The sequence below is a fragment of the Paraburkholderia sp. UCT2 genome (genome assembly GCF_014397665.1).
In the GTDB taxonomy this organism is placed as follows: domain Bacteria; phylum Pseudomonadota; class Gammaproteobacteria; order Burkholderiales; family Burkholderiaceae; genus Paraburkholderia; species Paraburkholderia tuberum.
In genome coordinates this window covers 24,426-40,201 of record NZ_VZQO01000037.1, presented here as the reverse complement: position 1 = coordinate 40,201, position 15,776 = coordinate 24,426, and the positions used below count along the sequence as shown (strand labels likewise).

The following is a 15,776-nucleotide window of genomic DNA, read 5'->3' as shown; positions in this document are numbered from 1 at the left end:
CAGTGATGCGTGTTTTTCAACTGTGGCGCAGATCGAGTGTGAACGGAAACTCGAGGCTGCGCTGCGGCGTGCCCACGGCGAGCGGCCCCGGCGTATGACCCGACGCGAAGAAACGCGAGCGTCGCCGGCTTTCCGCCTCGTAGGCGTTGACCGGGAAGGTCTGATAGGTGCGCCCGCCCGGATGAGCGACATGATACTGGCATCCGCCGAGCGAGCGGCCGCTCCATGTGTCGACGAGGTCGAACGTGAGCGGCGCGTGTACGCCGATCGTCGGATGCAGCGCCGACGACTGCGACCACGCGCGAAAACGCACGCCGGCCACGTACTCGCTGACGCGGCCGGTCGGCTGCAAAGGCACCGGCACGCCGTTGACGCTCAGCACGTGACGATTGCCGTTCAACCCGAGCGCGCGCACCTCGAGCCGCTCGACCGACGAATCGACATAGCGCACCGTGCCGCCGCTGCCGCCCTCCTCGCCCATCACGTGCCATGGTTCGAGCGCATTGCGGATCGTCAGGTCGATGCCGCTCAGCGTCATCTCGCCGACGAGCGGGAAGCGGAATTCGAAGTGCGGCGCGAACCACGCGCTATCGAAGGCGAAGCCGGCTTCGCCGAGCTCGGCGAGCACGTCGTCGAAATCCATCTTCACGAAGGTGCCGAGCAGGAAGCGATCGTGCAACTCGGTGCCCCAGCGGGTGAGCCGCTGCGTGTACGGCATGCGCCAGAATCGCGCGACCAGCGCGCGCAGCAGCAGTTGCTGCACGAGACTCATGCGCGCGTGCGGCGGCATCTCGAAGCCGCGCAGCTCCAGCAGGCCGAGGCGGCCGGTCGGGCCGTCGGGCGAATACAGCTTGTCGATGCAGAACTCGGCGCGGTGCGTGTTGCCGGTCACGTCGATCAGGATGTTGCGCAGCGCGCGGTCGATCATCCACGGCGGCGGGTTGCCGCTGTCGCGGCCGCCGAGCAGATCGACCTGGCGTTGCAGTTCGGAGAACGCGATCTCGAGTTCGTAGACCTGATCGTTGCGCGCTTCGTCGACGCGCGGTGCCTGGCTCGTCGGTCCGATGAACAGCCCCGAGAACAGATACGACAGCGACGGATGGTTGTGCCAGTACGCGATCAGGCTCGCGAGCAGATCGGGCCGGCGCAGGAACGGGCTGTCGGCCGGCGTCGCGCCGCCGAGCACGAAGTGATTGCCGCCGCCGGTGCCAGTATGGCGCCCGTCGAGCATGAACTTCTCGCTGCTCAGATAGCTGTGCGCGGCCGACTGATAAAGGTACTCGGTGTGATCGACGAGCTCGTCCCAGTTCGCGGCCGGATGAATGTTGACTTCGATCACGCCGGGGTCCGGTGTCACCTGCAGCACTTTCAGACGCGGATCGCGCGGCGGCGGATAGCCTTCGAGCACGATCTGCATCTTCAGCTCCGCGGCCGTCGCTTCGACTGCGGCGAGCAGGTCGAGATAGTCGTCGAGATCGGTCAGCGGCGGCATGAATACGTGCAGCAGCGTACGGCCGCTGCCGAACGAATCGGCTTCGGCTTCCGGGCCGGCCGCGCGTTTCGGGTCGCGCGCCTCGACGCACAGCGCGGTACGCAGCGTGTCCTTCGACGATTCGCCACGCGCGGGCAGCGATTCGTCATGGCGCTGCGGCGCATACGCGAGCACGCCGCCGTGCGGCATGCCGCTCAGCAGATCGGCCGCCGGCAGCGACAGCGCGGCCGCCTGCCGCGCGCTGGTCTGTTCCTCGGCGACCTGCCGGCCCTCGCGCCCGCCTTCGTACTGCACGCGCAACTGCGCGGCCGTGCGCAGCGGCTGCGGCGGTGCGAACGGATCGTGCGCGTGCTGATACGGATAGTCGGTCTTCGACACCCACGGCAGCGATTCGAGCGGCAGCCGGTAGCCCATCGGCGAATCGCCGGGAATCAGATACATGCGGTCATCGCGGAAGAACCAGCGGCCCGTGATCCACGTCGGCGCGATGCCCGGCGCGCCGCGCTCGCGGCCGATCGGCAGCACGTAGCCCGCCGGGCTCACGAGCCCGGCGTCGAACACGCGCCGCAGTCGCGCGCGTTCGAGCTCGTCGTCGAGCCGCGCGTCGAACGGATCGACGTTGACCGGCAGGCGACGCTCGCGCCACAGGTAGTACCAGGTGTCTTCGTAGCCGGGCTGGATGCAGTCCGCGTCGAGCGACAACTTCGCGGCCAGATGCGCGATGAAGCGTTGCGCGTCGGCGGCCGTGTAGCGGCCCGGCTCGCGTTCGTCGGCGAACAGGGCCGGGTTGTGCCAGCACGGCTCGCCGTCGGCGCGCCAGTACAGCGACATCGCCCAGCGCGGCAGTTGCTCGCCCGGATACCACTTGCCCTGGCCGATATGCAGGAAGCCGTTCGCGCCGTAGCGCTCGCGCAGCCGGTCCATCAGCGCGACCGCGTAGCCGCGCTTGGTGGGTCCAAGCGCGTCGGTGTTCCATTCGGCGGCGTCGCGATCGCGCACCGATACGAAGGTCGGCTCGCCGCCCATCGTCAGTCGCACGTCCATGTCGGCGAGTTCGTAGTCGACCCGCGCGCCCATCTTCAGCACGTCGTGCCACGCGGCTTCGCTATACGGCTTCGTGACGCGCGGTGACTCGAGCACGCGTTCGATCGACATCGTGTGTCCGAACTCGACCTCGCTTTCGTCGACCGCACCCGAGATCGGAGCTGCGCTGCCCGGCTCCGGTGTGCATGCGACCGGTATGTGCCCTTCCCCCGCGAGCAGCCCCGAGGTCGGATCGAGCCCGATCCAGCCCGCCCCTGGCAGGTAGACCTCGCACCACGCGTGCAGGTCGGTGAAGTCGACCTCGGTGCCGCTCGGGCCGTCGATCGATCTGACGTCGGGCGCGAGCTGCAGCAGATAGCCCGACACGAAGCGCGCCGCGAAGCCGAGCTGCCGCAGCGTCTCGACGAGCAGCCAGCCCGAATCACGGCACGAGCCCGCCGCATTGGTCAAGGTTTCCTCGGGCGTCTGCACGCCCGGCTCCATCCTGATCAGGTAGCGGATCTCGTGTTGCAGCCGCTGGTTCAGCGCCACCAGGAAGTTCGCGGTGCCGGCCGGCGTGCGGTCGATGCTCGCGACGAACTCGGCGAAGCGCGGCGTCATCGGCCGCTTCACGCGGTAGGGCGCGAGTTCGGCCGCGAGTTCCGGCGCGTAGTCGAACGGAAACTGCTCGGCTGACGGCTCGAGGAAGAAGTCGAACGGGTTGTAGACGGCCATTTCGGCGACCAGATCGACGCTCACCTTGAACTCACGGGTCTGCTCGGGAAACACGAGCCGCGCCTGATAGTTGGCGAACGCGTCCTGCTGCCAGTTGATGAAGTGCCTCGCGGGTTCGACGCGCATCGAGTACGACAGGATCGGCGTACGACAATGCGGCGCGGGCCGCAGCCGCACGACCTGGGGTGACAGCGTGACCAGCCTGTCGTAGCGGTAATGAGTAACGTGATGCAACGCGACGCGTATGGACACTCCGGACTCCTCGACGAAGGGGGCAGCCCGCCAAAAAAGCAAGCTCTATGCCGTTGCTGGACAAACCCGTATGAATCGTTTGGTGTTGTCTGAACTGCGTTTGCGTTGCGTACCTCGCGCCCTGCCGCGGGCTCGCCTCGGACCGTGCACCAAAGCGGCGCAGCGCCGATGCACGATCATGACCGTACTGTGCGTTAAAGCGGTGACGTCTGGCAATCGCGGCATGAAGTTTGCGACCGGCTTTCGTCCGCTATCGCGTTGATGATGGCGCTTACCATGGCTCATCATCGCAATCGACATAGCACCGATCACGAGGCCCGCCCGATGAAAACCTTCCACTGCAATCGCTGCGCGCACCTCGTGTTCTACGAGAACGTCCGCTGCGAGCGCTGCGAGTCGCTGCTCGGCTATCTGCCTGAACTGCGGGAAATCAGCGCGTTCGGGGACGCCGGCGACGGCCGCTGGCGCAGCCTGCATCCCGAGGCGAATGGCGCGCTGTTCCGACAATGCCACAACTACGCGGTCGAAAACGTCTGCAACTGGATGATCCCGGCCGATTCGCCCGACACGCTGTGCCACGCCTGCCAGTTGACCAGCACGATTCCGAACCTGAGCGAACCGGAAAACCGGCTCTACTGGTACCGGCTCGAAGTCGCGAAGCGGCGTCTGCTGTACACGCTGGGCGAGCTTGGCCTCGAGGTGCGATCGCGCGACGCGGACCCCGAGCGCGGTCTCGCCTTCGAATTTCTCGCCGACGGCGGCGACGGCAAGCCCGTGATGACCGGTCACGACAACGGGCTGATCACGCTGAACATCGCCGAGGCCGACGACGCGCATCGCGAGAAAGTGCGCACCGCGATGGGCGAGCCGTACCGCACGCTGCTCGGCCACTTCCGCCACGAGACGGGCCACTACTTTTTCCGCCACCTGATCGAAACCGAGCCGCGCTGGCTCGAACCGTTTCGCAAGCTGTTCGGCGACGAGCAGGCCGACTACGGCGAAGCGCTGGACGCCTACTATCGCGACGGCGCGCCGGCCGACTGGCAGGCGTCGTACATCAGCGCTTACGCGACGATGCATCCGTGGGAAGACTGGGCGGAGACATGGGCGCACTATCTGCTGATCGTCGACGTGCTCGACACGTCGACGTCGTACGGACTCGCGCTGCTGCCCGACGATCCGAGCGAGCCGACGCTGACCGACCGCACGCCAGTCGAGGACGCGAGCTTCGGCAATCTGATGAAGCGCTGGTTTCCGCTCACGTATGCGTTGAACAGTCTGAATCGCAGTCTCGGCATGCCCGACGGCTATCCGTTCACGCTCGCCGCGCCGGTGGTCGACAAGCTGCGCTTTGTGCATCGCGTGATCGCGGCAGCGGGTGACAAGCGCGACAAGCGGGGCGACCGCGAGCCAACCAGCGCATAAAAAAGCCCGCCGCCGGACCAGCCGGCAGCGGGCGCATATGACGCTCATCATCGAGCCGCGAGCAACCGGCTACACGCGCCCGGCTCGCCACTTCAATACGCGACTTCAGTACGCCACATAAGGCCCCGTCCCACCCGGCGTCGACTGCTGCTCGATCGCCGCATAGACATTGCGACCGTAGAAGAACGGCAGCCCCCAGTCGAACACCGTCGACGTGACGAATGCCGGGCCCGCGAGCAGCGGCAATGCCGAGTCGCCGCTATAAGTCTGCGCGATCGACATCGCATTGCCGACGCTGAACGTCACCGCGCTCGTCGTGCCATTCACGCCTTCGATCATCGCGCTCAACTGCTGCGTCGAGCTCGGGCAGTAATAAGCGCTGTTCGGGCTCGCGCAGGCCGGCATCAAGGTGGTCTGAAAGAAGAGTCCCGTCGAGCCGCTGTCCATAATGCTGCGCGTATACGTGGTGCCGTTCTGCACCGTCGTGAACGTGCCGTTCGACGGGCTCACACCGACCACCTGCGCCCCGCCGAGCGCATTGTTGCTCTGCGTGCCGATGCCGAACACGAGTTGCCCCGACACCGATGGCGCGCCGCCCGACACGGTCGGCAGACTGAGCATCGAGCCGTTGTTGTCGGTCGCGAAGTACGGCACCGGATTGGCGACCTGGTACGTCTGCGCGAGCGGTATCGACGTGCAGCTGGTGCCGCCGCAACCATAGTAGGTCGCGGGGATCGCCTGCTGCACGCAGTTCGCGCCGCAGTCGTGCTTGAACACGCCGATGCCGAGAATGCCGTTCGCCTGCAAGGCGGCCGGCGTATTGCGCGCCGCGCCGACGGCCGCGCAATCGCCCGGCAGCGACGCGTAGCCCGGATCGATCACCTGGATCGGCAGCGCAGCGGCTTTTTCGCCGGCGATCTGCACATCGGCGAGCTTCACCGCGCCCCACGTGTAGCCGTCGAAGAACTGCATGCATTCGGCAACCAGGTTGCCCGAGCCGTCCTTCTGCTGCGGCAGGCTCATCGACGCGGGCAATTGCGACGCGAACACGCGCACGCCCCACGAGCCGGTATCGACGAGCACGTGATCGATCGTCTGGCAGTTGCTGGTGCCGGGCGCGCAGATCGTGATGCTGACGAACGGCATGTTCGGCACGTTGCTGACGCCCGAGTCGACCGTCACGCGCACCGCGTTGGCGGCCAGCACCTGCGGCGACGGCGACGTGTTGGTCACGGTCGAACCCGAGGAGCTGGTCGAGCCGCCCGAACCGTTCGAGTTGCTGGAGGTGCTCGAATTGGCCGTGGTGCTCGCGCTGCCGCCCCCGCCGCCGCACGCGCTCAACAGCAGCGCCAGAACCACGAGGGGCGCCGCGCCCAGCAGAGTCATCCACGAAGACCTGGATCGCATGATTCGCTCCGTTATTGAATAACGCTGACGTCGACGCCCGCGGGCACCGCCTGCGGCAGATAGGCGTAGCCGGTGAACGCGCGCAGATGGCCGCTCGAGAACACCACGAGGTCACTGTTCGAGACCGCGAGCGGCGCGCCGCGCCGCGCCGCGCTGGCGGCGACGTAGGCATCGAAGGACGCGCCGAGCATCGCCTTCAGATCGGGCAGCGTCGGGCCATCCCACGCAACGCCGAACACGATGCCGTTGGCCGCCACGTATTCGCGCACCTGGGTGCCGGACGGCAGCGTCAGCGCATGCACCGCATACGCGCCCTGTGCGCTGGCCGCGCGAGCAACCGCATGCAGGCGCGCCTGATCGCCGTCGACGGTGCTGGCGTTCTGGCCGAGCGTCGCGTGCGCGCCGAACGGCAACGCGCAGCTTGCCCCGAGCATTGCGCAGGCAATGCGGGTGAGAAGCATCGGTTTCAAGAGATTTCCTTCGAGGTGAAACGCCGCGACCTGCATGTAGCCGATCACAAACGCGAGACTAGGGGCGCGCACCTGACCGGCAAAGCCGGTTGCCTTCACGCCGGTTGGGCTGCGTGAATGCGTCTACGGAAAGGCGAGGCGAAACTTTAGTCAGGGGAATGGCGCGCGGCAATCGTTTGGGGCGCGATTGAAACTGTTCGGAGTTCCTGAATCGATCGATCAAGTTTGATCAGCGTGGACAAAGCCTTTTGGCGTCAATGCTTTGACGCTTATTCGGTTTCCGTCTGACGTTTAGAACTGACCGACTGCGAAAATTACCGCCGCCACGCGTAAAAGTTGCGAACGTGAGCAGCGTTTGTTCATCGATGTAAGCGTCTGCCGAATAACGAGCGGGCGAAGTCCCGCATTCCTCTTACTACATGAGGCTTGCGACACAAATCCCGACGGGCAAAAAAAGCGGAGGGCCTGGCGGCCCTCCGCGTCATAGATCGTCCGGAACTCGCGGCGTGCGCTACTTCTTCTGTTGCTGAAGAAGCGACTTCAACTCCTGCACGTTCTCCTCGACGCGTTTCGCGATCACCCCATACGACTCCGCCTGGGTCTGATACGCGGCTTGTGCGAGCTGTTGCATGTCGGCGAGCGATTTGTGCAGGCTCTGCTGGATCAGCTCCGCGGTTTTGCTCGACGGCGCGGTGCCGGCCGCCGTGAGCTGCGCAGTCAGCGCCTGTAGCTCGCCCAACGTGGTGCGCAGCATGTCGGCCTGTTTCTGCGCGAGCGACTGCATCCCCTGGAATGCTGTCTGATTCGCCTGAACCAGCGCTTCCATATCCTTTCGGCGCGCTTCCATGATGGCGGGCACGTCGAAGCCGGGGAGCTTGAACTGCTCCAGCATTTTGGTTAGATCGCCAAACGGATTGACTGCATCGGGTCGGTCCATGCGAAATCCTCCTTGCGGTTGAAGACTCATCGCCTCTGCGTCGCCCGCACCAGGCGCGACGCCGATGCCGGCGGCTGCGTGTGCCGCGCGTGCCGCCACAGCAAGGTGCTTTTGGGGTCGCACGGCACATCGGAGCAATCATGCGCTATCCGGCTGGGTTGCGCCAGCGGACTCACCCTGGCGAAAACCGGTTCACGGCAACGTGCGTCGCTTCGGGGTCTGCGCCGCAGAACCGCGCGCCGCTAAGCCGCGCGCCGCGAAAGGCTCGGAAAGTTACTGAATGGCTTTCGTAACCCGACGAATCAGCGGGTCGACTATCGTTGCGAGGAGCCGGTCCATCGTGGCGCCGGCGCTGTTTTCGATGGGAGCGACATCATGAGAAACGCATTCTTCGGCGCGGCCGTGGCCGCGGCTCTTGGCATCATCGCGACGGCCGCGCTCGCCGACGACGGCATGCCGCCGCCCCCGCCCGCCGCTATGCACGACGGCGGCCCGCGCGGCGACGGGCCGCCGGGGCATGGTCCGATGATGGGTCGCCCGAGCCCAGCTTTCGCGGTGATCAATGATCTCGAACAACTGCGCCGTCTATACGCGCTAAACGGTCATGAAGGCGAGATCGTCGCCGTCTACCACGAGGTGCTGAACAAGACCCAGGACCCGATGCTGCGTCACTACGTGTACGACTCGCTCGCGCGCGAGCAGCTGAAGCCCGCCAATCCCGAGCAGGCGATCGCGACGCTACGCACGAGTCTCGCCGAAGATCTCGTGGCGGCGAACAAGGCGCCGCATGGCACGCCGCCGGGTCAGCCAGCGACACAACCGCAATAAATTTTCATTCGCGAATTGCGAATAAAGCGCCGCGCCACGCGGCGCTTTTTCTTTGCGCCGGAGCATGCGAGCGCGTTCGAGCGACCGCTCCATCGCCGCATCTCGTCCGTGCGCTCCCGCAGCCCCGCCCCGCGCGGCTTTCCGGGACTACGTTGCCTGTCCCACATTGGCGCTTCACTGATGCTTTTCATCTTCCGTCAGGTGATTACGATAGGAGCTCCGCAACGTCAGGGCAGGGTGAAGGAATGCGCTATCCAATGGACATGGCCATTGCCGCCGCCCTGCTAGTTTTCGTCCTGTGCTGCATCGTCAAGCTCGCTTTGAGCTGATCGGCGGCTCGACGTCCGCGTGCTCTTCTTCGTCTCGCCGTGACATCGCTCGAAATAATTGTTGAATGGAGTTCGGCGAGCCGCTCACCCATACTTCGTTCGCTGCCGGTGCGTGACGAATCACAGACGCATGAGATCGAAAGGCTTCACGTGCGAATCCCTTCGCCGATGATCGACGATCCCACGGTTGCCCGATCATCGGCGATGGACTCGAACAGACTGGCACCGCGTGCCGACCACAGGATCATCATGTTGACTTCAGTGAACTTCATCAAAAAGAACGCCGCCCGTTTCACCTGCATGGCACTCGTGTGCGGCGGCGCGCTGCTGAGCGGCTGCGCCGGCGCCAGCGTCACGAATCTGAGCGCGACGAGCACGTCCGCGACGGCCGACGCAGGCACGCAATCGACGATGCATCCGGACACGATCTACGTCTACACGTTCGATGCCGATCCGCAGCAGGTCAAGCTCGACAACGGCGGCATGCTGCAAAAACTGAAGATGCAGATGTCGGGCTCGTCGGACGCGCAGAAGCAGGTTGCCGATGCCGCCCAGGTGCGCGAGCAGGTCGCCGACGAGATCGTCCATCAGCTGCAGGCGATGGGCCTGCACGCGGTGCGCACCGACGCGCCGGTGCCCGCCGGCCAGAACGTGCTGCTCGTGCAAGGCAGCTTCGAGACGATCGACGCCGGCAATCGCCGCCGCCGCACGCTGATCGGCTTGGGCGCGGGCAAGAGCGAGGTGAGCAGCGCGGTGCGGATCGTCTACCAGCCCGCGGGCGGCACGCCGCGTGTCGTGCAGAGCTTCACGGCCAACGCGGACAGCGGCAAGATGCCCGGCATGGTCGAAACCGCCGGGGTCGGCGCGGCGGCCGGCACCGTCGCGACCGCGGCAGCGGCCGGCGCGGGCCTGCACGGCGTGACCGAAACGAAGCGCGCGGGCGTGTCGGACGATGCAAAGCGCCTCGCCGATGCAGTCGCGAAACAGATCGCGCAGTTCGGCGTGCAAGCCGGCTGGATGCAGACCGCGCGAAAGAGCTGAGCGGTTGAGCGCGGCGGGTTGCGGGTCCGACTAAAGAGCGCGGTTGAAAAGCGCGGCGGTGTGGAGCGATGTCCACGCCGCCGCGTTTTTTTATCGAGGCGCGCCCCGTCGCTAGCCGCGCCACAACCCTCGCAGCAGTGCGAGCAGCGTGGCCGGCGCCGTGCCCTTCTGGCAATAACCGTCGAAGTTGTGGCGCTCGCGGCCGGTTTGCCTCACGTGGTCCTCGTCTAGCGACGTAAACGCGACGATGCCGAGACTGTGCGTCGGCAGATAGCGGCGCAGCGCGCTCGCCGTTTCGTAGCCGTCGCGCTCCGGCATCATGATGTCGAGCACGACGACGTCGGGCACCCAGTTGCGCACGCAGTGCAGCGCCGCCGTGCAGCCGGTCGCGGCGCGCGCCTCGACGCCCTCGTAGGAAAGCCAGGTGGCAAGCGCTTCGCCGGCGTTCGCGTTGTCGTCGATGACGAGCACGCGCGGCACGTCGTGCAATAGCTGGACCTCTCGGGCGCTCCACCTCTGGCAGGTAGTCGGATTTCGTGGCATGTATGGCGGCCTGCGAGTAAACCTTTGGGCGCGTAGCAAGCGCTGTGCCGCGGCTACGGCGGCGTCAAACCGGCGCGTCGGCGCGGCTCGACGTCATCGAAAATATCCACTTTTGCCATCAATTCTGTAAATCGTTGCGTTTCTACAATAGGAATGATTCCTATTTGCACTATACTTCCGCCGAACCTTTCGTTTCGCGCTCGGACTGCTTACATAAATGGCATCGTCCGCGCGTGCAACCAGGAAAAATGCCGCCCGGATTCCAACTAGCGCCCCGGGACGGAAGATCGACGACCACGCCTACTTTCCAATTCATGTCCGTTTCACGCTGGAATCGCCCGCAGGCCACGCCTGCTCAAGCCACTCTGCATCGCGCCACCATCCTTGCCGCCATCGCCGTCGCTTTCAGTGTCCCGGCCAGCGCGTTCGCTCAATCCACCGACTCCGCCCCCGCCGCCGACGGCACGCTGCCCGCCATCAAGGTTCAGGCGGCCGCCGTCGAAGAGTTGCCCGGCGACCTGTCGCCGACATACGCGGGCGGCCAGGTCGCGCGCGGCGCCGACTACGGCGTGCTCGGCAAGCAGCGCAACATCGACATGCCGTTCAGCATGACGACCTACACGGCCAAGCTGATCAAGGATCAGCAGGCGCGCACGCTCGCCGATGTGGTCGAAAACGACCCGTCGGTGCGAACCGCGTACGGCTACGGCAACTTCTCGGAAGTGTTCGTGATTCGCGGCTTCCAGCTCAATGCCGACGACATCTCGATCAACGGTCTGTACGGCGTTACGCCGCGCCAGTTGGTCTCGACCGCGGCGGTCGAGCGGGTCGACGTGTTCAAGGGCGCCAACGCGTTCCTGAACGGTGCTTCGCCGACGGGCTCGGCGATCGGCGGCGGCGTGAACGTGCAGCTGAAGCGAGCGGAGGACATGCCCACCACCAACGTGACACTCGCAACCAGCGGCTCCGGCGAGTTCGGCGCGCACGTGGACGTCGGCCGACGCTTCGGCAGCGAAGGCCAGTTCGGGATCCGCGTGAACCAGGCGAATCGTGACGGCGAGACGAGCATCGACGGCGAACACCGCCGCGACAACACCACGGCCGTCGCGCTCGACTGGCGCGGCGACAAGCTGCGTCTGTCCGGCGACTTCCTGTATCAACGCGAGCACGTCAGCGACGGCCGCCCGGTCGTCTACTTCACCGACGCGATTCCCGCCGTGCCGCCGGCAACGTACAACTACGCGCAGAACTGGTCGTACACCAACCTCGAAGACACCGTCGGCATCCTGAAGGCCGAATACGACTTCCTGCCGGGCTGGACCGCTTATGCGACCGGTGGTGTGCGCCGCACGGTCGAGCAAGGTGAGTACTACTCGCCGACCTATTCGTCGACCGGCGTCACCGGTGCCCGTCTCGGCGTGCCGTACAACCAGAATTCGAGCTCCGCCGAAGTCGGCGTGCGCGGCCGCTTCGACACTGGCCCGGTGTCGCATAGGGTTGCGGCGGGCGGCGCCATCACGAGCGAGAACACCAACTCCGCGTGGACCTACGCCTTCATGGGCCCGGTCTCGCTCTACAACACGGTGCAGACGCCTTACCCGGCCACGACGATGTCAGGCGGCAACCTGGCCGATCCGGGCATGACGGCCACCACGGTGATCCGCAGCGTGTCCGCGTCCGACACGCTCGGCTTCCTGCATGACCGGGTGCTGTTCACGGTCGGCGCGCGTCGCCAGCAGATCGCGACGGCCAATTACGACAACACGGGCATCGGCAGCGGCAACTACAGCGACGGCATCACGACGCCGCTGTTCGGCCTCGTTCTGCGCCCGACGCAGAACGTGTCGATCTTCGCGAACCGCAGCGAAGCGCTGGCCGCGGGCAGCATCGCGCCGGCGGGCACGCTGAACTACGGTCAACAACTGGCGCCGGTCCGCACGAAGCAGTGGGAAGTGGGTGTCAAGTACGACACCGAAAGGCTCGGTGCGTCGTTTGCCGCTTTCCAGATCGAACAGCCATCGGCGTTCACCGACCCGGCCACGCATATCTATGGCCTGAACGGCAACGAACGCCATCGCGGTCTCGAAGCCGAAGCGCACGGCGAGCCGCTCAAGGGCCTGCGTCTGCTGGCCGGCGCTTCGCTGATGGACGCGACGCTCGAGAACACACAAGGCGGAGCCTACGACGGCAACCGTCCGGTGGGCGTGCCGACTTTCCTGTTCAATCTGGGCGCCGATTACGACATTCCGATGGTGCCGGGGCTCGCGGTCAACGCTCGCTGGATCCATACCGGCGCGCAGGAAGCGAACGCGGCCAACACGCTGTCGATCCCGTCGTGGAACCGCTTCGACCTGGGAGCGCGTTACGAGACGTCCATCTACGGCAAGAGGACGACGTTGCGCGCCACCGTGCAGAACGTGACGAACAAGGCGTACTGGTCAGCCGTGTCGGCCTACGGCGCGACGACGTACCTGACCCAGGGCGCACCGCGTACGTTCCTGTTGTCGGTCAGCACCGACTTTTGATTGTCTGACGTGACGTCGGTCGCCTGTGCCAGCGGTTTGCATGCATGACTAAAACGCTGCCAGCCTTTCGGGCCGGCAGCGTTTTAGTGTTTCCGCGCGAACTGAACGGCGTGGCGCCGCCCCTCGTCACTCGACCGGCGGCTCGCCTGCGGGTTTTTTCTTCGGCCGCTGCGCATCGGCGGCGCGCTGCGGCAGCTTGCTCTTTTCGTTATCGCTGTGCCTGACGGGCTGAGGATGAGGATGATTGACCTGTTCGTCGACGTCTTTCATGGTGTGCCTCCGTGCCAACGCAACACAACTCAACACACAACACAACGCTCATGAATGTTCGGCGGACCGCGCGGTCTCGCCCGTGCCTGCGGCTGCGGCCGGCGCATCGGTTGCCGCGCCCATCGTGACCAGCACGCTGCACGTCACGCGATCGAGCAGCAGCCCGTCGTGCCGGCCACCCCACCATCGCGCGAATCCGTGACTGCGACGATGACCGACGACGACCAGATCGGCCTTCAGATCGTTAGCGAAAAACGGAATCTCATCGAGCGGTTCGCCGATCGCGAGATGACCGGTCGCGCGAATTCCGCGTGCGGCGAGCTTCTGTAAGCCCTCGTCGAGCAGCGTTTTGGCGGATTCGTTGATGAAATCGATCGGCACCGTGGACGTGATGTCCGCGCCCTGCATCCACGCCGTATTGTTGAGCACGGAAAGCAGGTGCACTTCAGCGTTCAGGTCTTGCGCGAGAACGGCACCGTCCTTCAACGCGTGTTGTCCTTCGCGAGTTCCGTCGTAGCAGAGAAGAATGCGCCTGAAGCTCGACATGAGAACCTCCTTGCGCCGTGCGGCACGTGATCAATTAATTATATGTCAGTTCGTGATATATACCGCGCGACACCGATGCATGCAAATACCTACAGAAACGCCGTCAAACAGGCACTATTCGCCAGTTTCGGCGGCCACCGGATCCCTGCCCTGAAATAGCGGTTGCTCGGCGCGGCGATCAGGAACACCGCGCTACGACTCAGGCCACAGAAAGAAAACATGAGCAGCGTTTGCCGCGGGATCGACGGGCAAACCATAGCCATGCGACCGAGCGGTCCATGCCTCGTGCGGCGAACCGTTCGGCCATCTCACGAGCACCACCGCTCCGCTGGACAACTGGTCGACAACGGTGCCGCCATACACGCCGATCACACTGCTTCGCACCCCCGTGCCGCACGATGCGGTGCACGAGCCGCACACCGGCTGCGGGTATCGGCCGGTCTGCTGCGCGGGTGAGAACGCATAGGCAAGCGGAACGGCGCAAACCGAAATAAGGACGATTGCGAAACGTCGACGCGACGCAAGTTGTTTCATCGCGATTCCCTCGACGAACTACAGCCCCCAGATGATGTCCGCGTCCGAGTCGCGCGCCGCACGCATCATGTCCAGAAACGGCCACGCGCGCTGCGACAGCCGGTTGCGCGACTCGCGTTGATTACTGGTTGAGCAGTGCAATGCTTCGAGGGTCGTTTCCGCGGCCGCGTCTTCGGTGATGGCGGTTTCGAGCCGATCGATCGCGCGGGGCAGCTCGTCGTGGCTGATAACGCCCCGCGCGCCGAGCCGCTTGCCGATCAGACCAAGCAGATATTGTGCGAGATCCCTGAGCATGACGACATCCGGCGACGCCGTCGATTGAAACGTGATCATCATGATGGCTCCTTTATCGGTCTATCAGGCAACGGGCCTATGAGTCCTCCCAATCCGCCTGCTCTCATTTTATATCACGACGTGACAAACAAGGAACGCACCGAGGGGTGATTTAGGGCCATGCTGAAGCACGTCGGCTGTGTTCTCGACTGTCTGCGAGATGCGACAGATTCCGCGCGCCGCGCGGGGGGCGGAGAACTTTTATATCATATTGACATATAATCATGACCAGACTGTATTCGCGTTGCCAGAGTTTCCCCGGTAATGTCGGGCCCGGCATCATCGACTACTTTCCGCTCCTATCTTGTCCCGCTCTCCTGCTCTCGGCTGGCTTGCCAGCTTTTTCCCCGCACCGGTCACCGTGAAATGGCACGAGCGTGCTCGTTCGTGCCTCGGCGCGCTGCTCGGCATCGCGTTCACCGGCGGTCTGATGTATCTGCTGCCCGGTCCCGTCGCAAATATTCCGCTGCTCGTCGCGCCGATGGGCGCTTCCGCGGTGTTGCTGTTCGCGGTGCCCGCGAGCCCACTCGCGCAGCCGTGGTCGATCCATCGGCGGCAACCTCGTGTCGAGGAGATCTGCCGCGCGATGCCGTTGCGACGGCCGCAATTCGCTTGAATACATCATCACGTGATATATTTTCAGTTTTCTTCACATTGGCGGATTTGCCATGAAAGTACGGACTCGCAAGCTCGTTAAGAGCGATTTCGAGCAGTTGTCGCAGTTTCGCTACCAGATGCGGCGCTTCGAGCGCTTCTCGGAGCAGGCCGCGCAGAGCGAGGGCATCACGCCGTTGCAATACCTGTTGTTGCTGCACATCAAGGGCTATCCGGAGCGCGACTGGGCGACCGTCGGCGAACTCGCGGAGCGTCTGCAGGCGCAACATCACGGCGTCGTCGCGCTGGTATCGCGCTGCGAGGCACTGAATCTCGTGCGCCGCCAGGTCAGCGAGACCGATCGCCGCCAGGTTGAAGTACACCTCGAAAGAGCGGGAGAACGGGTACTCGAACGGCTTGCGGAACTGCATCGCGCCGAATTGAGATCGCTCGAAGGCTCCTTCCAGGTTCCACGGATCGACCTCGACTAAC

Annotated in this window: 13 protein-coding genes and 1 pseudogene; 6 read left to right on the top strand and 8 right to left on the bottom strand. The window is 64.9% G+C overall.

Annotated features, from left to right (window positions below; translation table 11 throughout):
- Positions 1 to 16 precede the first annotated feature (16 nt).
- Complete coding sequence (locus tag F6X39_RS26000) at positions 17 to 3,502, bottom strand: DUF2126 domain-containing protein (protein ID WP_187618700.1); 3,486 nt, start codon at positions 3,500 to 3,502, stop codon at positions 17 to 19.
- Between the two features lie 324 nt (positions 3,503 to 3,826).
- Here F6X39_RS26000 and F6X39_RS25995 point away from each other — a divergent pair, with 324 nt between their 5' ends.
- Positions 3,827 to 4,927, top strand: coding sequence for a putative zinc-binding metallopeptidase (locus F6X39_RS25995; RefSeq protein WP_187618699.1), 1,101 nt, complete (start codon positions 3,827 to 3,829; stop codon positions 4,925 to 4,927).
- A gap of 105 nt (positions 4,928 to 5,032) precedes the next feature.
- Here the strand turns inward: F6X39_RS25995 and F6X39_RS25990 are convergent, their stop codons facing one another.
- The 3 genes from F6X39_RS25990 to F6X39_RS25980 form a co-directional block, all read right to left on the bottom strand.
- The gene (locus F6X39_RS25990) at positions 5,033 to 6,334 is read right to left on the bottom strand and encodes a DUF3443 domain-containing protein (protein WP_187618698.1); all 1,302 of its coding nucleotides are present in this window, start codon (positions 6,332 to 6,334) and stop codon (positions 5,033 to 5,035) included.
- A gap of 11 nt (positions 6,335 to 6,345) precedes the next feature.
- The gene (locus F6X39_RS25985) at positions 6,346 to 6,795 is read right to left on the bottom strand and encodes a DUF2844 domain-containing protein (RefSeq protein ID WP_187618725.1); all 450 of its coding nucleotides are present in this window, start codon (positions 6,793 to 6,795) and stop codon (positions 6,346 to 6,348) included.
- A gap of 520 nt (positions 6,796 to 7,315) precedes the next feature.
- Positions 7,316 to 7,741: a phasin family protein gene (locus tag F6X39_RS25980; protein WP_187618697.1), complete on the bottom strand. Its 426-nt coding sequence runs from the start codon at positions 7,739 to 7,741 to the stop codon at positions 7,316 to 7,318.
- 375 nt (positions 7,742 to 8,116) lie between these two features.
- Here F6X39_RS25980 and F6X39_RS25975 point away from each other — a divergent pair, with 375 nt between their 5' ends.
- Both F6X39_RS25975 and F6X39_RS25970 read left to right on the top strand, forming a co-directional pair.
- Complete coding sequence (locus tag F6X39_RS25975; protein ID WP_187618696.1) at positions 8,117 to 8,569, top strand: hypothetical protein; 453 nt, start codon at positions 8,117 to 8,119, stop codon at positions 8,567 to 8,569.
- Positions 8,570 to 9,147: 578 nt separating this feature from the next.
- Positions 9,148 to 9,939, top strand: a complete 792-nt coding sequence (locus F6X39_RS25970) for a DUF4410 domain-containing protein (protein WP_187618695.1) — start codon at positions 9,148 to 9,150, stop codon at positions 9,937 to 9,939.
- A gap of 111 nt (positions 9,940 to 10,050) precedes the next feature.
- Here the strand turns inward: F6X39_RS25970 and F6X39_RS25965 are convergent, their stop codons facing one another.
- Positions 10,051 to 10,482 carry a response regulator gene (locus F6X39_RS25965; protein ID WP_187618694.1) on the bottom strand — a complete coding sequence of 144 codons (432 nt, stop codon included), beginning with the start codon at positions 10,480 to 10,482 and terminating at the stop codon, positions 10,051 to 10,053.
- Between the two features lie 314 nt (positions 10,483 to 10,796).
- Here F6X39_RS25965 and F6X39_RS25960 point away from each other — a divergent pair, with 314 nt between their 5' ends.
- Positions 10,797 to 13,007, top strand: a complete 2,211-nt coding sequence (locus F6X39_RS25960) for a TonB-dependent receptor (RefSeq protein WP_187618693.1) — start codon at positions 10,797 to 10,799, stop codon at positions 13,005 to 13,007.
- 126 nt (positions 13,008 to 13,133) lie between these two features.
- On the opposite strand, the gene F6X39_RS25955 is transcribed toward F6X39_RS25960, so the two are convergent.
- The 3 genes from F6X39_RS25955 to F6X39_RS25945 all read right to left on the bottom strand — a co-directional run bounded on the left by F6X39_RS25955 (position 13,134) and on the right by F6X39_RS25945 (position 14,693).
- A complete protein-coding gene (locus F6X39_RS25955; protein WP_187618692.1) occupies positions 13,134 to 13,277 on the bottom strand; it encodes a hypothetical protein in 144 nt (47 codons plus the stop codon).
- A 48-nt stretch (positions 13,278 to 13,325) separates the two neighbouring features.
- Positions 13,326 to 13,823 carry a universal stress protein gene (locus F6X39_RS25950; protein WP_187618691.1) on the bottom strand — a complete coding sequence of 166 codons (498 nt, stop codon included), beginning with the start codon at positions 13,821 to 13,823 and terminating at the stop codon, positions 13,326 to 13,328.
- A gap of 552 nt (positions 13,824 to 14,375) precedes the next feature.
- Positions 14,376 to 14,693 (bottom strand): DUF1840 domain-containing protein, encoded by a 318-nt coding sequence (locus F6X39_RS25945; RefSeq protein ID WP_018423542.1) that lies wholly within the window; start codon positions 14,691 to 14,693, stop codon positions 14,376 to 14,378.
- A 301-nt stretch (positions 14,694 to 14,994) separates the two neighbouring features.
- Between F6X39_RS25945 and F6X39_RS25940 the strand changes: the two are divergent.
- Positions 14,995 to 15,280: pseudogene (locus tag F6X39_RS25940) on the top strand (HPP family protein); the annotation flags it as partial.
- A 78-nt stretch (positions 15,281 to 15,358) separates the two neighbouring features.
- Complete coding sequence (locus F6X39_RS25935) at positions 15,359 to 15,775, top strand: MarR family winged helix-turn-helix transcriptional regulator (protein ID WP_090807212.1); 417 nt, start codon at positions 15,359 to 15,361, stop codon at positions 15,773 to 15,775.
- Position 15,776: the final 1 nt, after the last annotated feature.